This is a genomic window from Amycolatopsis sp. NPDC028719 (assembly GCF_055565395.1).
This window is the reverse complement of sequence record NZ_JBVHUL010000002.1, coordinates 1,187,683-1,211,717: the sequence shown is the minus strand read 5'-3', so window position 1 is coordinate 1,211,717 and position 24,035 is coordinate 1,187,683. Positions and strand designations below refer to the sequence as shown.

Annotated in this window: 2 protein-coding genes; both read left to right on the top strand. The window is 73.6% G+C overall.

The genetic code is table 11. The annotated features are described in order from the left end of the window. The first annotated feature begins 21 nt into the window (after positions 1–21). The gene (locus ACZ4TR_RS13625) at positions 22–20,052 is read left to right on the top strand and encodes a non-ribosomal peptide synthase/polyketide synthase (RefSeq protein ID WP_465287311.1); all 20,031 of its coding nucleotides are present in this window, start codon (positions 22–24) and stop codon (positions 20,050–20,052) included. Beyond that, positions 20,049–24,035: an amino acid adenylation domain-containing protein gene (locus ACZ4TR_RS13620; protein WP_465287310.1), complete on the top strand. Its 3,987-nt coding sequence runs from the start codon at positions 20,049–20,051 to the stop codon at positions 24,033–24,035. The genes ACZ4TR_RS13625 and ACZ4TR_RS13620 overlap by 4 nt, the downstream gene beginning before the upstream one ends.

Below are 24,035 nucleotides of genomic sequence, written 5' to 3'. Positions count from 1 at the left end.
ACCGAACTGGAGCTGATCTACGTGAACGACGACACCCGGCAGCTGCTGGCGGCCTGGAACGACACCACCACCGACGTCCCGGAAGCGGGCCGCACGCTCGCCCGGCTGCTCGCCGAGCAGGCGGCCCGCACCCCGGACGCGACGGCGCTGGTGTTCGAAGGCGAGTCCCTGACCTACCGCGAACTCCACCGGAAGGCCAACGGGCTCGCCCACCTCCTGATCGAGCGAGGCGTGGGCCCCGGCGTCCTCACCGGCGTCTGCGCCGACCGATCCCTCGAGCTCGTGATCGCCCTGCTGGGGGTGCTCAAGGCCGGCGGCGCCTACGTCCCGCTCGACCCGGACTACCCGGCCGACCGGCTGGCCCACATGGTCGCCGACAGCGCCGCGCCGGTCGTCCTCACCCAGACCCACCACAGAACCCTCTTCGACGCCGAGACGATCTGCCTCGACACCCTCGACCTCACCTCGGCCACCGAGCCGGAACCGACGACGTCCACCAAGGACCTCGCCTACGCCATCTACACCTCCGGCTCGACCGGCCGTCCCAAGGGCGTGCTGGTGCCGCACGAAGGCATCGTCAACCGGCTCGCGTGGACGCAGGCCGAGTACCGTCTCGACGAGACCGACCGCGTGCTGCAGAAGACGCCGTCCAGTTTCGACGTCTCCGTCTGGGAGTTCTTCTGGCCGCTGCTGACCGGCGCCACGCTCGTCGTCGCGCGCCCCGGTGGCCACCGCGACCCCGCCTACCTGGCCGGGCTGGTCCGCGCCGAGCGGATCACGACCGTCCACTTCGTCCCGTCGATGCTGCAGGCGTTCCTGCTCGACCCGGCCGCCGCGACCTGCACCGGCCTGCGCCGCGTGCTGTGCAGCGGTGAGGCGTTGCCCACCGAGTTGCAGGCGCGGTTCTTCGAGACGCTGCCCGGTGTCGAACTGCACAACCTCTACGGCCCGACCGAAGCCTCCGTCGACGTCACGTACTGGGCGTGCGACCCGGCACAACGGACAGTCCCCATCGGACGTCCGGTCTGGAACACCCACACGTTCGTCCTCGACGCGGAGCTCAACCCGGTCGCGCCCGGCGTCGCCGGGGAGCTCTACCTCGCCGGGGTCCAGCTGGCCCGCGGCTACCACGGCCGGCCGGGCCTGACGTCCGAGCGGTTCGTGGCCAGCCCGTTCGAGCCGGGGGAGCGGATGTACCGCACCGGCGACCTCGCGCGCTGGTCCGAGGACGGCGCGCTGCACTACCTCGGCCGCACCGACCACCAGGTGAAGATCCGCGGCCTGCGCGTCGAGCTGGGCGAGATCGAGGCCGTCCTCGACCGGCAGCCCGGCGTCGGCGGCTCGTGCGTGCTGGCCCGCGAAGATCGTGCGGGCGACCAGCGCCTGGTGGGTTACGTCGTCCCGGACGGCACCCCTGACGTCGAAGCCCTGCGCGCGGCCCTCGCCGGGAACCTGCCGGAGTACATGGTCCCGGCCGCGTTCGTAGTCCTGGACGAGCTGCCGCTGACCCCGAGCGGCAAGCTCGACCGCAAGGCCCTCCCGGCGCCGGACTGGTCCGCGGCCCGCACCGGCCGCGCCCCGCGCACCCCGCGCGAGGCGGCGCTGTGCGAGCTGTTCTCCGAAATCCTCGGCGTCGACGGCGTCGGCGTCGACGACGGCTTCCTCGCCCTGGGCGGCCACTCCCTCCTGGCGGCCAAGCTCGTCTCCCGCATCCGCGCGACGCTCGGCGTCGAAGCCGCCATCGGTGACGTCTTCCGCGCGCCGACCCCGGCCGGCTTGGCCGAACTCCTCGACGACGCTCCGGAAGCACGTCCCGCCCTGACCCCGCGTCCCCGCCCCGAGCCGATGCCGCTGTCGTTCGCGCAGCGCCGGCTGTGGTTCCTCGACCAGGCCGACACCCGGAACGCGAGCTACCACGTCCCGCAGGCCGTCCGGCTCACCGGCCCGATCGACGCCGATGCGCTGCGGAGCGCCGTCGAAGACGTCGTCGCCCGGCACGAGAGTCTCCGCACGGTCTTCACCCGCGACGGCGACGAGCCGGTGCAGCACATCCTGCCTACCGGTGAACTCCCGTGGGACACCAGGGAGTCCACAGAGGACATGCTCGCCGCCGACCTGACCGCGGCCACCGAGGAGACCTTCGACCTCGCCCGGGAACTGCCCCTCCGTGCCGCACTCTTCACCCTGCCCGGCGACACCGCGGTGCTGCTGCTGGTCGTACACCACATCGCGAGTGACGGCTGGTCCTTCGCCCCGCTCCTGCGCGACGTCTCGGCCGCCTACGCGGCCCGTGTGACCGAGAAGAGTCCGAAGTGGACTCCGCTTCCGGTCCAATACGCGGACTACACGCTGTGGCAACGGGAACTGCCCGTCGAGCGCGACCTCGCCTACTGGCGTGCTGCCCTGGCCGGGCTCCCGGAAGAACTGCCGCTGCCCGCGGACCGGCCGCGTCCGGCGATCGCGAGCCACCGCGGCGGGGTCGTCCCGATGGACGTGCCCGCCGACGTCCACCGCCGCCTCGCCGCCCTCGCCACGGCGGAGGGCGCGACGTTGTTCATGGTCCTGCAGGCCGCCTTCGCCGCCCTGCTCACCCGCCTCGGCGCCGGCGACGACGTCCCGGTCGGTTCGCCGGTCGCCGGACGCACCGACGCCGCCCTCGACGACCTCGTCGGGTTCTTCGTCAACACCGTCGTCCTGCGCACGGCGACCGGCGGCGACCCGACGTTCCGCGAGCTCCTCGACCGGGCCCGGGCGACCTGCCTGGCCGCGTTCGAGCACTCCGAGGTGCCGTTCGAGCGCGTCGTCGAGGAGCTGAACCCGGCGCGCTCGCTCGGCCGGCACCCGCTGTTCCAGGTGCTCCTGGTGCTGCAGAACAACCTCGCCGCCGAGCTGGACCTCCCCGGCGTCCGCGCCGACAGCGAGCGTGTCGACATCGGCTACGCGAAGTTCGACCTGGCCGCGATCTTCGAGGAGCGCGACGGCGAGCTGACCGGCCTGCTGGAGTACGCGAGCGACCTGTTCGACCGCGACACGGCCGCCACGCTGGCCGGCCGCCTGCTGCGCGTCCTGGCCGCCGTCGCCGAAAACCCGGACACGCGGATCGGCGACCTCGACCTCCTCGACGCGACCGAGCGGATCCAGGCCGAGACGGGCGGGATGCCCGCCCCCGCCGGGCCGGCGGTCCCCTTGCACGAGCTGGTCGCGAGCCACGCCCGCCGCACCCCGGACCGCACCGCGCTGCTGTTCGAGGACGAGGTCGTCACCTACGCCGAGCTGGACGTCCGCGCCAACGGCGTCGCCGCGCTCCTGACCGGCGTCGAGCCCGGCCGGATCGTCGCGATCTGCCTCGACCGCGGCCCCGACCTGGTCGCCGCCATCCTCGGCGTGCTCAAGGCCGGCTGCGGGTACACGCTGCTGGACCCGTCCTTCCCCGCCGAGCGGCGGCAGCTGCTGGCCGAGCAGGTCGGCACGCCGATCGTGCTCGACGACCTGTCCCTGGTGGACGCCACGGCGACCCCACCGAACCGGGTGGTGCCGCCCGCCGGGCCCGCCTGCGTCATGTTCACCTCCGGTTCCACCGGGACGCCGAAGGGTGTCGTCGCCTCGCACGAAGCCGTCGTGACGACGATCCTCGGCCAGGGCTACTCGGGCGACGTCTGGCTGCAGACCGCCCCGGTCTCCTGGGACGCCTTCGCGTTCGAGCTGTTCGGCGCGCTGCTCACCGGCGCGACCTGTGTCCTGCAGCCGGGCCCGAAGCCCGAGCCCGCGCTCATCGCCGACCTGGCCGAGCGCCACGGCGTCACGACGATGTTCGCCTCGGCCAGCCTGCTGAACTTCCTCCTCGACGAGTACCCGGGCGTGTTCGAGCAGGTCGGCCACGTCTACACCGGCGGTGAAGCCGCGTCGGTCGCGCACCTGGCGAAGGCACTCGAGAACTTCCCGGAAGTGACGTTCACCAACGGCTACGGCCCGGTCGAGAACATGATCTTCATCAGCTCGCACCGCGTCACGCCGGCCGACCTGGGCGCGCCCATCCCGATCGGCGTGCCGCTCACCGGCAAGCGCGCCTACGTCCTGGACGAGCGCCTGCGGCCGGTCGCGCCCGGCGTCGTCGGCGAGCTGTACGCCGCGGGCGGCGGCATCGCGGACGGCTACGTCGGCCGTCCCGGCCTGACCGCCGAGCGGTTCGTGGCCAGTCCGTTCGAGGCGGGGGAGCGGATGTACCGCACCGGCGACCTGGTGCGCCGCCGCGCCGACGGCGTGCTGGAGTACGCCGGCCGCGCCGACGACCAGGTCAAGATCCGCGGGTTCCGCGTCGAGCCGGGCGAGATCCGGACCGCGCTGGGCACCCACCCGGCGGTCACCGAGTCGGCCGTCGTCGTCCGAGAGGACCGGCCCGGTCAGAAGCTCCTGGTCGCCTACGTCGTGGGCGAGCCGGCCGACTTCCGCGCGTACCTCGCCGAACGGCTGCCGGAGCACCTGGTGCCGAGCGCGTTCGTCCTGCTCGACGCCCTGCCGCTGACCCCCAACGGCAAGCTCGACCGCCAGGCCCTGCCCGCTCCCGAACGCACGGCCACCAGCCGGGCGCCGCGCACCCCGCGTGAGGAAGTCCTCTGTGGACTCTTCGCCGACGTGCTCGGGGTCGAGGCGGTCGGCGTCGACGACGGGTTCTTCGCCCTCGGCGGGCACTCGCTGCTCGCCGCGCGGCTCGTCGCCCGGGTCGGCGCCGTGCTCGGGGTCCGGATCGGTGTCGCGGACGTCTTCCGCGCCCCGACCGTCGCCGGGCTGGCCGCGGTGCTCGACACCGCGCGGGCCGCCCGCCCGGCCGTCGTGGCCCGGCCGCGCCCGGACCTCCTGCCGCTCTCGCCGGCGCAACGCAGCCTGTGGTTCGTCGAGCAGCTCGACCAAGCCGGCGCGACCTACAACGTCCCGCGCGCCCTGCGGCTGACCGGCGCCCTCGACGTCGCGGCGCTGCGGCAGGCGTTCGCCGACGTCGTCGAGCGCCACGAGGCGCTGCGGACGGTCTTCCCGGACACCGACGGCCTGCCCCGCCAGGAGATCCGCCCGCTCACCGAGCTGCCGTGGACCGAAGCCGCGGTGGACCTCGCCGAGTTCGCCGCCCGCGAGTTCGATCTGGCCACCGACCTCCCGATCCGCGCCGCCCTGGTCCGCCGGGCCGCCGACGACCACGTCCTGGTGCTCGTCACCCACCACATCGCCGCCGACGGCTGGTCCTTCGGCCCGCTCCTGCGCGACCTGTCGGCCGCCTACACCGCCCGCGCGGCGGGCGACGCTCCGAAGTGGACACCGCTGGCGGTGCAGTACGCGGACTACGCGCTGTGGCACCAGGACCTGACCGACGACTCCGAAAACTCGACGGACTACTGGGCCGATACCCTCGCCGGGTTGCCCGACGAGATCAGCCTGCCCTTCGACCACCCGCGCCCGCCGGTCGCGAGCCACCGCGGCGCGACCCTCTCGGTCACCCTCGACGCGGACCTGCACGCCCGGCTCCTGCACCTGGCCCGCGGTGAGCACGCGACGCTGTTCATGGTGCTGCAGGCCGGGTTCGCGGCCCTGCTGTCCCGGCTCGGGGCCGGGGACGACGTCGCCGTCGGCACCCCGTCGGCGGGCCGGCCCGACGCCGCGCTCGACGACCTCGTCGGCTACTTCGTCACGACCCTGGTGCTGCGCACGGACCTCAGCGGAGACCCGAGCTTCACCGAGCTCGTGCGCCGGGTCCGGGAGCGCTCGCTCGCGGCGTTCGACCACGCCGACGTCCCGTTCGAGCAGGTCGTCGAGCGGCTGAACCCGGCCCGCTCGACCGCGCGGCACCCGCTGTTCCAGGTGATGCTGGCGCTGCAGAACAACGTCGCGGCGAACCTGGCCCTGCCCGGCCTGGCCGCGGCGGACGTGCCGGTGGCCACCGCGACGGCGAAGTTCGACCTCACCCTCAACCTGGAGGAGGCCACCGGCGCCGACGGCACGCCGGCCGGGATCGGCGGCTACCTGGAGTACGCGACCGACCTCCTGGACGAAGGCACCGCGGCCGACCTCGCCGACCGGTTCGTCCGGCTGCTCACCACCGCCGTCACGACGCCCGATGTCGCTCTGTCCACGGTAGACCTGCTGTCGGCCGCCGAGCGCATGGCGATCGACGCGGCCAACAGCGAGACGGCCCGACCACTGCCGGACACGTCGGTGATCGAACTGTTCGAGACACAGGCCGCGGCCACGCCGGACGCGCCCGCGCTGGAGTTCGGCGCCACGACGCTCACCTACGCCGAGCTCAACGCACGCGCCAACCAGCTCGCCCGCCACCTGGCCGAGCGCGGCGCCGGGCCCGAGCGGTACGTCGCCCTCGCCCTGCCCCGCGACGAGTACCTGGTCGTCGCCCTGCTCGCCGTGCTCAAGACCGGTGCCGGCTACCTCGCCCTCGACCTGGACTACCCGGCCGACCGCATCGCGATGATGCTGGAGGACGCCGACCCGGCCCTGGTGCTCACCCCCGACGACCTCGTCTTCGAGGGGCCGGTCGAAAACCTGGTCCACACCGCGTCTCCGGACAGCCCCGCGTATGTGATCTTCACGTCCGGTTCGACCGGCCGCCCCAAGGGCGTCGTCGTCCCGCGCCGGCCGCTGCTGAACTTCCTCCTCGACATGGTCGGCCGGTTCGGCATCGCCCCCGGCGACCGGCTCCTGGCGGTCACGACCGTCGGGTTCGACATCGCCGGCCTGGAGATCTTCGCGCCGCTGCTGGCCGGGGCGACCGTCGTCCTCGCGAGCCGCGACGCCGTGCGCGACACCCGCGCCCTGGCCGCGCTCGCCGAGGACGGCGTCACGTTCCTGCAGGCCACGCCGAGTCTCTTCCACGCGCTGCTGGCCGAACCCGTCGACCTCTCGAGTGTCCACGTCCTCGTCGGCGGCGAGGCCCTGCCGGACGACCTGGCCGTCGCGCTGCGGGCGCGGGCCGCGTCGGTGACCAACATGTACGGCCCGACCGAGACGACGATCTGGTCGACCACCGCCCGCGTCGGCGAGGGCGCGCCGACCATCGGCACGCCGATCGCGAACACGCAGGTCCACGTGCTGGACCGCGCCCTGCGGCCGGTGCCGCCGGGCGTGCCGGGCGAGCTGTACCTCGCCGGGGACGGCGTCGTGCGCGGCTACCTCGGCCGCCCGGACCTGACCGCGGACCGGTTCGTCGCGTCGCCTCATCTGCCGGGGGAGCGGATGTACCGCACCGGCGACCTGGTCGCCCGCCGCCGGGACGGCGAAATCCGCTTCCTCGGCCGCGTCGACCACCAGGTCAAGATCCGCGGCTTCCGCATCGAGCTGGGCGAGATCGAGGCCGTGCTCGCCACGCACCCGGCGGTCGCGCTGCGCGCGGTCGTCGTCCGCGAGGACCGGCCCGGCGACAAGCGCCTGGTCGCCTACGTCGTGCCCGCCTCGCCGGTCGAGATCGACGACCTGCGCCGGCACCTGGCCGCCGCGCTGCCCGGGTACATGGTGCCCTCGGCGTTCGTACTGCTCGCCGAGCTGCCCCGGACGCCGAACGGCAAGCTCGACCGCCGGGCCCTGCCCGCACCGGCGGTCGAAAGCGGCGTCGGCCGCCTCCCTCGGACGGCCCGCGAGCACGCGCTGTGCGCACTGTTCGCGGAGGTTCTCGGCGTGCCCGAGGTCGGCTTGGACGACGGTTTCTTCGACCTGGGCGGCCATTCGCTGCTGGCCACCCGGCTCGCCGGGCGGATCCGCGCGGTGCTGGGCCTCGACGTCACCGTGCGGGCGCTCTTCGCGAACCCGACCGTGGCCGGGCTGAGTGAAAGCCTCGGTAACGCCGCCGCGGCTCGTCCGGCGATCATCCGGCGCGAGCGACCGGACCGGCTGCCGCTGGCGCCCGGCCAGGAGCGGTTGTGGTTCCTGTCCCGGATGGACAGTGCGGACACCTCGTACCACATGCCGATCGCTCTGCGGCTGCGTGGCAACGTCGACGCACCCGCGATGGCGGCCGCACTGTCCGATGTGGCCGGACGACACGAAGCCCTGCGCACGTACTACGCCGAGGACGAGTCCGGGCCGTACCAGGTGGTCCTGGACGAGTTCGTGGTGCCGTTCGAGGTCGGCACCGGCTCGGTCGCCGAGGCCGCGCGCACTCCGTTCGACCTGGCCGCCGCCCCGCCGGTGCGGTCGTGGCTGTTCAGCGAGGGCGACGAGCACGTCCTCCTCGTCCTGACCCACCACATCGCCGGGGACGGCTGGTCGATCCCGGTCCTGCTGCGCGACCTCGCCACCGCCTACGCCGCCCGGCTCGGCGGCGACGCTCCGGAGTGGACTCCGCTGCCCGTGCAGTACGCGGATTACACGCTGTGGCACCGGGAACTCGACACCGACCTCGCCTACTGGACGGACGCGCTCGCCGGCCTGCCCGAGGAACTGGCGCTGCCCTACGACCGCGTCCGGCCCGCCACCGCGGACCACACCGGCGGGTCGGCCGCCGTCGCGATCCCGGCCGAGCTGCACGCGCGGCTCCTGGAGCTGGCGGCCGGGCAGCGGGCGACCCTGTTCATGGTCCTGCAGGCCGCTCTCGCGACGCTGCTGGCGCGGTTCGGCGCGGGGGACGACGTCCCGATCGGCACCCCGGTCGCCGGCCGGCCCGACCCGGTCCTCGACGACCTCGTCGGGTTCTTCGTCAACACCCTCGTCCTGCGCACCGATGTCAGCGGCGCGCCGGCGTTCACCGAACTGCTGGACCGCGTCCGCGAAGCCGACCTCAGCGCCTTCGAGCACGACGACGTCCCGTTCGAGCGTCTCGTCGAAGAGCTGAACCCGGCGCGCTCGGCGGCCCGGCACCCGCTGTTCCAGGTGATGCTCGTGCTGCAGCAGGACAGTGCCACACCCGCACTGTCCGGAGTGGACACCGAGCCGTACGAGGTGGCCCGCGCCGTCGCCAAGTTCGACCTCACCGCGGCGCTCGAGGAGCACGGCACCGGCGGCGGGATCACCGGTGCCTTCGAGTACGCCACCGCGCTGTTCGACGCCGCCACCGCCGAGCGCCTGGCGACGGCGTTCGTGCGGCTGCTGGAGCAGATCGCCGACGCACCCGGGAAGCCGGTGACGGCGTACGAGGTACTCACCACCGACGAGCGCGACCTCGTGCTGACCGCGGGCAACGCCGTCCAGGTGAGCGCCGCGCCCGAGGACTGCCTGCACACGATCGTCGAACGCCAGGACCCCGAGGCCGTCGCGATCCTGTTCGAGGGCGAGCCGCTGACCTACGGCGAGCTGAACGCCCGCGCCAACCAGGTCGCCCACCACCTCCTGGACGACGGCGTCCGGCGCGGCGAGGTCGTGGGGGTCCTGCTGGACCGCGGCTTCGACTTCGCCGCCGCGGTGCTCGGCGTGCTCAAGTCCGGGGCCGCCTACACCCTGCTGGACCCGAGCTACCCGGCCGAGCGGCTGGCCGCCGTCACCGACCAGGCCGGCGTGAAGCGAGTGCTGACGGCCGTGCCGGACCACCCGGACACGGCGAACCCGGACGTCGAGCTGACCCCGGCCGACCTGGCCTGCGTCATGTTCACCTCCGGCTCCACCGGCGTACCCAAGGGCGTCGCCACCTCGCACCGCGGCGTCGTCGCGACCATGGGCCAGGACTACGCCACCTTCGACGCCGAGCAGGTGTGGCTCCAGTGCGCCCCGGTGTCGTGGGACGGCTTCGCGCTGCAGCTGTTCGGCGCGCTGCTCTACGGCGGCCGGACGGTCCTGCAACCCGGCCAGAACCCCGAGCCGGACCGCATCGCCGCCCTCGTCGTCGAGCACGGCGTCACCGTCCTGCACGCTTCGGCGAGCCTCTTCAACTACCTCCTGGATCAAGAACCGCAGGTTTTCACCGTGCTGCGCCGGGCGATGACCGGCGGCGAGCCGGCGTCCGTCGAGCACGTCACGAAGGCGCTGCGCGAGTACCCGGACGTCCAGCTGATCAACGGCTACGGCCCGGCCGAAAGCATGGGCTACACGACGTTCCACCCGATCACCCCGGCGGACCTCGGCGGTGTCGCCATCCCGATCGGCCGGCCGGTGGCGAGCAAGCGCGCCTACGTCCTCGACGCGCACCTCGCTCTGGCCGCGCCCGGTGTCACGGGCGAGCTGTACCTCGCGGGCCACGGCCTGGCCGACGGCTACCGCGGTCTCCCCGGCGCGACCGCCGAGCGGTTCGTGGCGTCGCCTCATCTGCCGGGGGAGCGGATGTACCGCACCGGCGACCTGGTCCGGTGGCGCGCCGACGGCGTCCTCGAGTACGTCGGCCGCGCCGACGACCAGGTCAAGGTCCGCGGCTTCCGCGTCGAACCCGGCGAGGTCCGGGCGGTGCTGGCCCGCCACGACGGGGTCGGGCAGGCCGCGGTCGTCGTCCGCGACGGGCGGCTGATCGGCTACGTCGTCGGCTCGGCCGAACCGGCCGCGCTGCGGGCGTACCTGGCCGACCGGCTGCCGGACTACCTGGTGCCGTCGGCGATCGTGCCGCTGCCCGAGCTGCCCCGGACCGCGAACGGCAAGCTGGACCGCCGCGCCCTGCCCGCGCCGGACTTCGCGGCAGGTTCGCGACGGCGGCCCCGGACAGTCACCGAGAACGTCCTCTGCGGACTCTTCGCCGAAGTTCTCGGCCTGCCCGAGGTCGGCTTGGACGACGGGTTCTTCGAGCTGGGCGGGCATTCGCTGCTGGCCGCCCGGCTGATCGGCCGCGTCCGGGCCGTGCTCGGGGTCGAGCTGGGCATCCGCGACCTGTTCCGCACCCCGGCCGTCGCCGGGCTGGCCGAAATCCTCGGCGACGCGGCCCCGGCCCGGCCGCCGGTGACCCGCCGCGAGCGGCCCGAGCGGCTGCCGCTGTCGTTCGCGCAGCAGCGGCTGTGGTTCGTAGACCAGGTCGAGGAGGCCAACGCCGGCTACGACGTCCCGCGGGCGCTGCGCCTGCGCGGTTCCCTCGATGTGCCCGCGCTGCGGGCGGCGTTGGCCGACGTCGTCGAGCGGCACGAGTCGCTGCGCACGGTGTTCCCCTCGTGTGAAGGCGAGCCGTGGCAGGAGATCCGGACCGCTTTCGAGGTGCCGTGGACGTTCGCCGAGTCCACTGAGGACTCCTTGCCGGACGTCCTCGCGGAGGCCGCGGCGCACGTGTTCGACCTGCGCACCGAGCTGCCGATCCGGGCGCACCTCGTCGAGGTCGCCGCCGACGACCACGTGCTGCTGCTGGTGCTGCACCACATCGCGTCCGACGGCTGGTCGGCCGCGCCGCTGTGGCGCGACCTGGCCACCGCCTACGCCGCCCGCCTGGACGGCGACGCTCCGGGCTGGGCGCCGTTGCCGGTGCAGTACGCGGACTACACGCTGTGGCAGCGCGAAGTCCTCGGCGAACCGGAGGTCGCCGGCCAGCTCGCGTTCTGGCGCGACACCCTCGCCGGAGCGCCCGAGGAGCTGGCGCTGCCCGCCGACCGGGTCCGCCCGGCCGTCGCGAGCCACCGCGGTGGCTCGGTGGAGTTCGCGCTCGGCGCAGAGGTCCACGCGGCCTTGTCCGGCCTGGCCCGAGCGAGCGGCGGGACGCTGTTCATGGCGCTCCAGGCCGGGTTCGCGGCGTTGCTGTCGCGGCTCGGCGCGGGTGACGACGTCCCGCTGGGCACCGCCGTCGCCGGCCGCGGCGACACCGCGCTCGACGATCTCGCCGGGTTCTTCGTCAACACCCTGGTCCTGCGCACCGACGTCTCCGGGCGGCCGACGTTCCGGCAGCTCCTCGAGCGCGTCCGCGACGCCGGGCTGGCGGCGCTGGCGCACGCCGACGTCCCGTTCGAGCGGGTCGTCGAGGAGCTGAACCCGGCGCGGTCGGCCGCGCGGCACCCGCTGTTCCAGGTGATGCTGGTGCTGCAGAACAACGCCACCGCGCGGCTGAGCCTGCCCGGCCTGGCCACCGAGGGCGTCACGGTCCGCCGCGACGTCGCCAAGTTCGACCTGACCGCGGGCATCGAGGAGAACCACGCCGCTGACGGCACCCCGGCCGGGCTCACCGGCCAGCTGGAGTACGCGGCCGACCTGTTCGATGCGGCCACGGCTTCCTCGATCGCCGAGCGGTTCGCGCGGTTCCTCACCGCCGCCGTCGCCACCCCGGACGTCCCGGTCACCGACCTCGACCTGCTCACGGCGGAAGAACGCGGGGCGCTGCTGGCTCAGGGGACGACCGAGGTCACCGCCCCGGCGATGCGGTTGCACGAGCTGGTCGAACGGCAGGCGCAGTGGGCTCCCGACGCGACCGCGCTGGTCTTCGAGGGCACTTCGCTCACCTATCGGCAGCTCGACGTCGAGGCCAACCGGCTCGCCCGGCACCTGGTCGCCGAGGGCGTCCGCCGGGGCGACCTGGTCGGTGTCCACATCGGACGATCGCCGCGGCTGGCCGTCGCGCTGCTCGCCGTGCTCAAGGCCGGGGCCGCCTACACCGTGCTGGACACGGACTTCCCGGCCGAACGCCTCCTCGGCGCGCTGCGGCGGACGTCGGCGGCGGTCGTCCTCACCGACGGGCGTGAGCTGCCCTGGCGCCGGATCGACGTCGTCGCCGACGCGGCCGCGATCGCCGTCCGCGACGGCGGCGTCCTCGGTCTGCCGGGCAGCCCGGACGACCTCGCCGTCGTCATGTTCACCTCCGGCTCCACCGGCGTCCCGAAGGCGGTCGCGGCACCGCACCGAGCGGTCGTCGGCACGCTGACCGGCCAGGACTACGCCGGGTTCGGCCCGGACGACGTCTGGCTGCAGTGCGCGCCGGTGTCGTGGGACGCGTTCGGCACGCAGCTGCTCGGCCCGCTGCTGGGCGGTGGCACCGTGGTGCTCCAGCCCGGGCAGCGGCCCGAGCCGGCGCTGATCGAGGACCTGGTGGTGACGCACGGCGTCACGGTCCTGGACGTCTCGGCCAGCTTGTTCAACTTCCTGGTCGACGAGCACCCGGCGGTGTTCGCGACGGTCCGTCGCGCGATGACCGGCGGCGAGGCGGCCTCACCCGCGCACCTGGCGAAGGTGCTGCGGTCGTACCCGCACGTCGCGGTGGTCAACGGGTACGGGCCGGCCGAGACCATGGGCTTCAGCACGGTCCACACGGTCACGGCGGTCGACGGCCCGGTGCCGATCGGGCGGCCGGTCACCGGCAAGCACGCGTACGTCCTCGACGCCCTCTTGCAGCCGGTGCCCGCCGGGGTCGTCGGCGAGCTGTACCTGGCCGGCGTCGGCACGGCGCACGGCTATCTCGGGCAGCCCGGGGCGACCGCCGAGCGGTTCGTCGCGTCGCCGTTCGCGGCGGGGGAGCGGATGTACCGCACCGGCGACCTCGCGCGGTGGAACGCTCTTGGCGTTCTCGAATACGCCGGCCGCGCCGACGACCAGGTGAAGATCCGCGGCTTCCGCGTCGAGCCGGGCGAGGTGCAGGCCGTGCTGGCCGGGCACGACGGCGTCACGCAGGCCGCGGTCGTGGTCCGGGAGGGGCTGCTGGTGGCGTACGTCGTCGCAACCGCCGACCCGGCGGTGCTGGCCGATCACGCGGCCGCCCGGTTGCCGGAGTACCTGGTGCCGTCGGTGATCGTGCCCCTCGAAGAGCTGCCCCGGACGGCGAACGGCAAGCTGGACCGGGCCGCGTTGCCCGCGCCGCAGCGGGTCGTCGCCGGGCACGTCGAGCCGCGCACCCCGGTGGAGACCGCGCTCGCCGCGATCTGGGCCGACGTCCTCGGGATTCCCGCACCGGGCGTGGAGGACAACTTCTTCGCGCTGGGCGGCCACTCGCTGCTGGCGGCGAAGGTGACCGGCCGGATGCGCACCGAGTTCGGCGTCCGGCTGGGAGTGCGGGCGCTGTTCGAGGCCCCGACGATCGCGGCGCTGGCCCGGCTCGTGCCGGAGGCGTCGACCGCGGACTTCGAGCCGATCCCGGTCCGCGAAGCCGGGGCCCGCACGCCGCTTTCGCCGGTGCAGCGCGGACTCTGGTTCGCCGAACGGCTCGCCCCGGGCTCGCCGGAGTACCTGGTCCCGCTGGCGCTGCGGATCGGCGGCGACCTCGACGTGGACGCCCTGGCCGGCGCGCTGTCGGCGGTGGTGGCCCGGCACGAGGTGCTGCGCAGCCGCTTCGTGGAGGTGGACGGCGAACCGGTCCAGGTGGTCGACCCGGTCCGCCCGGTACCGCTCCCGGTCACCGAGGTGACCGACGTCGACGCGTTCGTCCGCTCCCAAGTGGACACTCCGCTCGACCTCGAGCACGGTCCCGTCTTCCGCACCGCGCTGGCCCGCGTGTCGGAGCGCGACCACGTCCTGGTGCTCCTTCTGCACCACATCGTCGCGGACGGGTGGTCCATGGGCGTCCTGGCGCAGGAGCTTCGTGACCACTACGCCGGGATCCGGCCCGCCGCGCTGCCGGTGCAGTTCGGCGACGTCGCCGCGTGGCAGGCCACCGCCTCCGACGAGGCCGGGCTCACCTTCTGGCGCCACGCTCTCGACGGCATGCCGCACGTCGTCGAGCTGCCCGCGGATCGCCCGCGTCCCCTGACGAGGGACATCGCCGGGGCCAAGACCCCGGTGCACGTGCCCGCGACGACGGTCGGCAAGCTGGCCGCTCTGGGCGCCGAGCACGGCGCGAGCCTCTTCATGACCGTGCTCGCCGCCTTCGAAGTGCTGATCGGCCGGTACACCGCCCTGCGGGACTTCGCCGTCGGCACCCCGGTGTCCGGCCGCACCCACCCGCAGACCGAGCCGCTGGTCGGGCACTTCGTCAACACCGTGCCGCTGCGCGCGGACCTGACCGGCGACCCGGCGTTCACGGACCTCCTGCGCCGGGTGCGGGCCGGCACGCTGGCCGCGTTCGACCACGACGACGTCCCGTTCGACCGGATCGTCGAGCTCCTGCGCCCCCAGCGCGACCTCACCCGCACGCCGCTGGTGCAGATCGTGTTCGCCCTGCAGAACAACGACGAGGCCGGCTGGGCGCTGCCGGGCCTGACCGTCGAGAAGCTCGCCGTCGACACCCAGGTCAGCAAGTTCGACCTCGAACTCGCCCTCGCCCAGGACGCCGACGGCGCCCTGACCGGCATCTTCGAGTACCCGACCGCGCTGTTCGACCGCACGACGATCGAGCGCCTCGCCGGCCACTTCACGACACTGCTCGAGAGGATCGCCGACGCGCCCGGGACCCCGGTCGGCGAGCTGGACCTGCTGAGCGAAACCGAGCGTGCCCACCTCGTCCACGGCGTCAACGACACCCAGGTCGCTTACGACGAGAGCGTCTGCCTGCACCACCTCATCTCCGGGCAAGCAGCGAAAACCCCGCACGCGACCGCCGTCGAATACGAAGACGACCACATCGACTACGCCGAGCTGGACCGTCGTGCCGGAGTCCTCGCCGCGAGGCTGGCCGGACACGGCGTCGGCCCGGACGTCCCGGTCGGGCTGCGGATGGACCGCTCGATCGACCTGATCGTCGGCCTGGTCGCGATCCTCAAGGCCGGCGGCGCGTTCGTCCCGATCGAGACCGACGCGCCCGAACCCCGGGTCCTCGGCATCCTCGGCGACGCGAACTCGCCCGTCTGCCTGGTCAACGCGGGCGCTTCAACGCCGGAAAGCAGCGACGTCACCTTCGTCGAAGTGTCCGATTTGGACGGTGAAGCGCCCTGTCTGACCGACACGACGCACCCCGACAACCTGGTGTCCATCTACTACACCTCCGGCTCCACCGGGAAGCCGAAGGGTGTCGCGAGCACCCACCGCGGCTGGGTCAACCGCCTGCGCTGGCACCAGGACACCTACCGGCTCCAGCCGGGCGAGGCCGTCCTGCAGAAGACGACGCTGGTCTTCGACGACGCCGCCGTGGAATGCCTGTGGCCGCTCATCGTCGGCGGGCGCGTCGCGCTGATCCCGCCGGGCCTGCACCGCGACCCGGCCGCGATCCTCGCCGGGGCGATCCGGCACCGGGTCGTCAACCTGCAGTTCGTGCCGAGCATGCTGACGCTGTTCCTGGAGCAGCTGACGCCGGCCGACCGGGCCGCGCTCAAGCCGCTGCGCAACGTCATCACCAGCGGCGAGGCCCTGCAGCCGGAACTGCTGAAGCTGTTCTTCGACCGCTTGGGCGAAACTGCCACGCTGCACAACCAGTGGGGCGCCACCGAAGTGTCGATCGACTCGACCATGCGCGAGTGCCTCCGCTCCGACCTCGACGGCGCGGGTTCGGTCAGCGTCGGCTCGCCGATCGCCAACAACCGGATCCACGTCCTCGACGAGCACCTCCGGCCGGTCCCGGTCGGCGTCCCCGGTGACCTGTTCATCGGCGGCGTCGGCCTCGCGCGGGGCTACCTCGGCGACCCGGGCAAGACGGCGGCGGCGTTCCTGCCCAGCCCGTTCGACCCCGGCGAGCGGCTCTACCGCACCGGCGACCGCGGCCTGCGCACCCCCGACGGCGCGCTGACCTTCCTCGGCCGCCAGGACTCGCAGGTCAAGATCCGCGGCATCCGCGTCGAGCCCGGCGAGGTCGAGCAGGTGCTCCTGGAGCTGCCGGGTGTCCGCGAAGCGGCCGTGACGGTGTGGCAGCCGTCGCCGGGGGACAAGCGCCTCGCCGGGTACGTCACCGCGCAGGCCGGCGTGACGCTCACCGAGTCCGAGGTTCGCGAGCAACTGCGCGAACGGCTGCCCGTCTACCTCGTGCCGACGGCGCTGAGCGTGCTGCCGGAGTTCCCGACGACCACCAGCGGCAAGATCGACCGCAAGGCGCTGCCCGCGCCTGCCGCCGCGGGAGCCGAGTACCGCGCTCCGGAAGGAGCGGTCGCGGAGCTGGTCGCCGAAGTGCTGCAAAACGTCCTCGGCGTCGAGCGAGTGGGTGCGGACGACAACTTCTTCGACCTCGGCGGGCACTCCCTGCTGGGCGTGCGGGTGGTCGCCGAGCTGCGCAAACGGCTCTCGGCGGACATCCCGATCCGGCTCATCTTCGACTCGCCGACGGTCGCGGAACTCGCCGACGCCGTCGCCCGCGCCACCAAGCGGGAGTTCGAGGCCATCCCGAAGCGGCCCGACGGCCCCGCGCCTCTCGCCGGTGTCCAGGTCGGCATGTGGCTGGCCGACCGGATGGCGCCGTCCAGCGCGGAGTACCTGGTGCCGAACGCGGTCCGCCTCCGCGGGCCCCTCGACGTCGACGCCCTCGCGGCGGCGTTGACCAAGCTCGTCGAGCGGCACGAAATCCTGCGGACCCGGTTCGTCGAGGTCGACGGCGAGCCGAGGCAGGTCGTCGACCCGGCCGGGCCGGTCCCGCTGCCCGTCACCGAGATCGAGGAGATCACCCCGTTCCTGGAGGTGCGGGGCATCGACCTCGCGACCGGGCCGGTGTTCGCCGCGGCGCTCGGACGGCTGGCCGAGCACGACCACGTCCTGGTCCTCTCGGCGCACCACATCGTCCTCGACGGCTGGTCCGAAGGCCTCCTCGCCGAGGAGCTGCGCGACCTCTACGCCGGCGTCGGCTTGCCGCCTTTGCCGGTGCAGTACGCCGACGTCGCGACCTGGTCCCAGCCCACCGAAGCGGACGTCGAGTTCTGGCGGACGCAGCTCGCCGGGGTGCCGCAGGTCGTGCAGCTGCCGGCCGACCGGCCACGGCCGCCGATACGCGACCCGCGTGGCGCGCGGTACGAGTTCAGCGTCCCGGCGGAGCTGGCGAACCGGCTCGGCGAGCTGGGTGCCGAGGCGCGGGCCAGCCTGTTCATGACGCTGCTCGCCGGGTTCCAGGTGCTCGTCTCCCGCCACACCGGGCTGCGCGAGTTCGCGGTCGGTAGCCCGGTCGCCGGCCGGGACCACCCGGACACCGAGCGGCTGATCGGCCAGTTCGTCAACACCCTCGCGCTGCGGGCCGACCTGACCGGCTCGCCCGGCTTCACCGAACTCCTGGAAAGGGTCCGCGAGACGGCGCTGAACTCCTTCAGCCACCAGGAAGTCCCGTTCGACCGGGTCGTCGCCGAGCTGCGGCCCGACCGCGACCCGAGCCGCAACCCCTTGGTGCAGCTGATGTTCGCGCTGCAGACGGTGTCCGAAGGCGGCTGGGAGCTCGGCGAGCTGGACTGCGAGCCGCTGGGCGTCGAGACCGGCGCGGCCAAGTTCGACCTCGCCATGGTGCTGCGCGAGCAGCCCTCCGGCGCCGTCGACGGCGTCCTCGAATACCCGGTCGCGCTGTTCGACGAGGACACGGTCGCCGGGTTCGCCGAGCGGTACGTCCGGCTCCTGGCCGGGTTCGCCGCCGAACCGCGGCGTCCGGTGGACCGCGTCCCGATGCTGGACGCGGCCGAGCTCACCCCGCTCGGCGACCACGCTCCCGGTGGGACCTTGGCGGGGCTGATCGAGGCCCAGGTGCGGCGCGATCCCGATGCCCCGGCTGTGCTCGCCGGGCCGGACTCGCTCACCTACGGCGAACTGGACGCGGCGGCCAGCCGCGTGGCCCGGGTCCTGCGGAGCCGCGGCGCGGGACCGGAGAAGATCGTCGCGCTGCTGCTGCCGCGCTCGGCCGACCTGGTCGTCGCGCAGCTGGCGGTCGTCAAGACCGGGGCGGCGTTCCTCCCGATCGACCCGGGCTACCCGGAGGAGCGCATCCGTTACATGCTCGATGACGCCGATCCGGTGCTGACGCTGCGGAGTCTCCCGGTGTCCACACTGGACGACAGTCCGCTCGGTGTCGAAGTCACTCCGGAGAACGCGGCGTACGTGATCTACACGTCGGGCTCCACGGGACGGCCGAAGGGGGTCGTCGTCAGTCACCGCGGCCTCGGCACGCTGGTGGCGAACACCATCGACGCCTACCAGGTCGGCCCGGGCGACCGCGTGCTGCAGTACGTGTCGCCGAGCTTCGACGCGTCGATCCTCGAACTGTGCGCGTCGCTGATGACGGGCGCCGCGCTGGTCGTCACCCCGCCGGGTCCGCTGCTCGGTGACCAGCTCCGGGACGTCCTCGCGGAAGGGCACGTGACGCACGCGCTGATCCCGCCCGCGGCCCTGGCCACCGTCGAAGACCCGGCCCTGCCGGACTTCCGGACGGTCGTGGTCGGCGGCGACGTCTGCCCGCCGGAACTGGTCGCGAAGTGGGCGCCGGGACGCCGGATGCTCAACATGTACGGCCCGACCGAAGCCACGGTCGTGTCCACCGTGTCGCCACCCCTGGTGGTGGGCGAGGCGGTCACCATCGGCCGTGCGCTGCGGCACACGCGAGCCTACGTCCTGGACGACCGGCTCCAGCCGGTGCCGCCGGGCGTGGCGGGGGAGCTGTACGTCGCGAGCCCGGGCCTGGCCCGGGGCTACCTCGGGCGTCCCGGGCTGACGGCCACCCGGTTCGTGGCGAACCCGGCGGGCGGGCGGATGTACCGCACCGGCGACCTCGTCCGCCGGACCCGCGCCGGGGACCTGGAGTTCCTGGGCCGGACCGACGACCAGGTCAAGATCCGCGGCTTCCGCATCGAACTCGGCGAAGTCGAGTCCGCGCTGCGGGCCCACCCGGCGCTCACCGCGGCGGTCGTGCTCGCCAAGCCCGGCCCGGCCGGGCAGAAACGCCTGGTCGCCTACGTCGCCGGCGACGTCCCGGCCGCGGACCTGCGGACGTTCCTCGGCCGGCGCCTGCCGGAGCACCTGGTGCCGAGCGCGTTCGTCGTGCTGGACGCCATGCCGGTCAACGCCAGCGGCAAGCTCGACCGCGCCGCGCTGCCGGAACCGGCCGAGGAGACGGCGGACTACGTCGCCCCGAGGAGCCCCGAGGAGCAGCTGATCGCCGGCATCTGGGCCGAGGTCCTGGGCGTGCCCCGCGTCGGCCTCGGCGACGACTTCTTCGCACTGGGCGGGCACTCCGTGCTCGCCGCCAAGGTCCGCATGCGGCTGCAGGCCGCGTTCGGCGTGGACCTGCCCCTGCCCGTGCTCTTCCAGACCACCACGGTCGCCGCGCTCGCCGCCGTGGTCCACACCGAGATCGAGGCCGAGCTCGCCGGCATGTCCGAGCAGGAGCTCCTCGACTCCCTCACCGAGGAGGCCAGCGCATGACCACGTTCGACATCCGCCCGGAGGCCCCGGACGTGCCCACCGAGGCCGAGCGCGCCGCGCGGCTGCGGGCCGCGGTGCTCGCGAAGCGGCTGCGCGGCCGGGCCGCCGCACCGGTCCGCACCTTCGGCCGCGCCGACCGCGACGTCCCGCTCCCGCTCTCGGCCGGCCAGCAGCGCCTGTGGTTCCTCGACCGGCTCGACCCGGACAGCGCCGAGTACGCGGTCCCGCTCCTGCTCCGCCTGGAGGGCACGCTCGACATCGCCGCACTGCAGCGCGCCCTCGACGCCCTGGTGGCGCGGCACGAGATCCTGCGCACCACCTACATCGCGGAGGACAACAAGCCGCGCCAGGTGATCGGCGCCCCGGGTCCGGTCGAACTGCCGGTGGTCGAAGGCGACCTGGACGCGGTGCTGGCGGAGTACGTGAGCCGCCCGTTCGACCTCGCCGACGGGCCGGTGTTCCGGGCCATGCTGGTCCGCGAGGCACCCGAGCGGCACGTGCTCGCGCTCAACGTCCACCACATCGCCTGTGACGGCTGGTCCCTGCCGATCCTCCTCGACGACCTGCGCAAGCTCTACACCGGCGCCGAACTGCCCCCGATCGAACTGTCCTATGCGGACTTCGCGGTCTGGGAACAGTCCCGGGTGGACGCCCACGACGCGGCTCTCGCCTATTGGAAGGACCGCCTTGCCGGGCTCGAGACCCTGGAGCTGCCCGCCGACCGGCCGCGTCCGGCCCAGCGCGACCCGCACGGCGCCTCGGTCCGGTTCACCATCCCCGCGCCGGCCGCTTCAGCGGTGCTCGACCAGGGCAAAGCGGTGGGGGCGACCCCGTTCGTGACGCTCCTCGCCGCGGCCTACGTGGTGCTGGGCCGGCACACCGGCCGCGAGGACATCGCCGTCGGCACCCCGGTCGCCGGCCGCTCGCGGGCGGAGCTGGAGCACATGGTCGGGTTCTTCGTGAACACGGTCGTCGCCCGCGGCGACCTCTCCGGCGACCCGGACTTCGCGACCCTCGCCGACCGCGTCAAGGTGGCCCGGCTGGCCGACCAGGCCCACGAAGACCTGCCGTTCGAACGACTCGTCCAGGAACTCGCCCCGGAGCGCGACCTCGCGCACACCCCGGTGGTCCAGGTGATGTTCGCGGTCTACGACTCTTCGTCGGGGGCAGCCTCCCTGGGAGATCTGGCCGTCTCGCCGGTGGACTTGCCTTCGAGCACGGCGAAGTTCGACCTGATGATCTCCTTCGTCCGCCAGGCCGACGGGTCCGTGGAAGGCGTCCTCGAGTACGCGACCGCGCTCTTCGACCAGGTCCGGATGGACCGCATGGGCGAGCACTTCGTCCGGCTCTTCACCGAGCTGGCCGCCAAGCCCGGCGTCCGGCTGTCCGAAGTGGACGTCCTCGGCGCGGACGAGCGGAAGCTGCTCCTGGAGACCTGGAACGCCACCGCCGAGCCCTACCTGCGCGGCACCCTGCACGGCCGGATCGCCGAGCAGGCAGCGTCCGACCCGGACGCGATCGCCGTCCGCTGCGGCGGCGCCGAGCTGACCTACGCCGACCTCGAAGCCCGCGCGACCCGGCTGGCCCAACGCCTGCGGGCCCACGGCGTCGGCGTCGAGACCCCGGTCGGCGTGCTGTGCGAACGCGGCCCGCTGCTGCTGCCGGTCCTGCTCGCCATCCTCAAGACCGGCGGCCACTACATCCCCCTGGACCCGGCGTATCCGCAGGACCGCAAGGAGTACATGCTCCGCCAGGCCGGCGCCCGCGTGCTCGTCACCACCCGCCGGTACGCGAACGAGAACCTCGGCGACGTCGTGGTCTTCGCCGACGAGCCGGTCGCCGACGACCCCGTGCCGTGGCTGGACCCGGTCGTCGACCCCGAGAACCTCGCCTACGTCATCTACACCTCCGGCTCGACCGGCCGGCCCAAGGGCGTGATGATCAGCCACCGCGGCGTGCTCCACTACCTGGACTGGTGCCGCCAGGCCTACCGCGCCGACGAGGGCGACGGCGCCCCGGTGCACTCGTCGCTCGCCTTCGACCTCACGGTCACCGGGCTGTTCCTGCCGCTGCTGTGCGGCACGACCGTGACGCTGGTCCCCGAAGACGAGCACCCGGTCGCCGGGCTGGCGGACGTGCTTTCGAGCGGCCGCAAGTTCAGCTTCGTCAAGCTCACCCCGGCCCACCTGGAGCCGCTGCGCCGGTGCCTCGAGCCCGAGGCGGCGGGCGCGGCCGCGCACCTGGTCGTCGGCGGCGAGCAGCTCACCGCCGAAGCCCTCGAGTTCTGGCGCGAAAACGCGCCGGACGTCGTCGTGGCCAACGAGTACGGCCACACCGAGACGTCGGTGGCCAACGTGATCAACCTGCTGCCCGCCGCCGCCTGCGTGAGCACGCCGATCTCCGTCGGCCGGCCGATCTGGAACACCGAGGTCTACCTCCTGGACGAGCACCTGCGGCCGGTCCCGGCCGGCGTCACCGGCGAGCTGTACGCGGGCGGCGCGGGAGTCGCGCGCGGCTTCGCGGGCAGCCCGGGCCTGACCGCCGCGAAGTACGTCCCGAATCCCTTCGGTCCGGGACGGCTCTACCGCAGCGGCGACCTCGCCCGCTACCTGCCGGACGGGCGGCTGGAGTTCGTCGGCCGCACCGACCACCAGGTCAAGGTGCGCGGCTACCGCATCGAGCTGGGCGAGATCGAGGCCGCGCTCGTCGGCGGCCCCGGCGTCACCGAAGCGGTCGCCGTGGTCCGCGACGGCGCCCTCGCCGGGTACGTCGCACCGTCTGCTGTGGACGTCGAGGCGCTGCGGGCACACCTGTCCGGGCGGCTGCCGGAGTACATGGTCCCGTCGACGCTGACCACTGTGGACACTCTGCCGCTCACATCGAACGGCAAGGTCGACCGCGGCGCGCTGCCCGCCCCGGACGCCACCCCGGTCGCGACGTCCGGCGTCCTCCCGCGCGACGAGCTGGAGATGGCGCTGGCCAAGCTGTGGGAGGACCTGCTCGGCCGCCGCGTCGGCGTCACCGACGGCTTCTTCGACGTCGGCGGGCACTCCCTGCTGGCGGTCGTGCTGGTCGACCGGATCAAGGCCGAGCTGGGCGCGACCGTCGGGCTCGCCGAGGTCTTCCGTGCGCCGACGATCCGGGCGCTGGCCGACCACCTCCGCGCCGGTGCGAGCGGCGGGGGACTGGTCGTGCCGCTCTCGCCGGGCCGCGCGGGAGTCGCGCCGCTGTTCCTGCTGCCGCCGACCGCCGGGAGCCCGTTCCCGTACCTGCGGCTCGTGGCCGAACTGGACCCGGCGCTGCCGGTGTTCGGCCTGCAGGCGCCCGGGTTCGTGCCCGGCGAGGCGCCGGTGCACACCATCGAAGAGCTGGCCGCGGCGTTCGTCGCCGACCTGCTGCCGGTCGCCGGGGACCGCCCGATCCGGCTGGCCGGCTGGTCGCAGGGCGGGTCGGTGGCCTTCGAAATGGCCGCTCAGCTGGAAAGAGCGGGCCGCGCGGTCGAGCACCTGTGCGTCATCGACGCGACCGTCCTCGGCGTCGACGACTACGGCAACCCGCTCCCGGAGGTCGACACCAGCGACCCCCTGGCGTGGTTCGGCGAAGCCGTGCTGAAGCTGTCACCGGGTACCGACACCTTGGACGAGATGCTCGCCGAGGCCCGCGACCGCGGCATGGTCTCCGAAGTCGCGGGCAACGCCGTCGTCGAGCAGATGGCCCGCGTCTACCTCGCCGGCAAGGACGCCGTCGAGGCCTACCGCTGCCGCGCCGTCGTCGACACCGGCATCCACCTCATCACCTCCACCGGCACCCACCCGGTGAAGGGCCGCCCGGAGGTGCGGCCGGAGAGCTGGCGCGCCCGCACGCGCGGCGAGCTCACGGTGACACCGGTGCCGGGACACCACTGGGACATGGTCGAACCGCCGCACGTGGCGGAGCTGGCCCGGGCCGTGCTCGCCGGGCTCGCCGTGACCGCCGACGAGTGA

Excerpts from the sequence above, each read along its gene's own strand:
- ACZ4TR_RS13620 (WP_465287310.1), top strand. The coding sequence starts at position 20,049 with ATGACCACGTTCGACATCCGCCCGGAGGCCCCGGACGTGCCCACCGAG.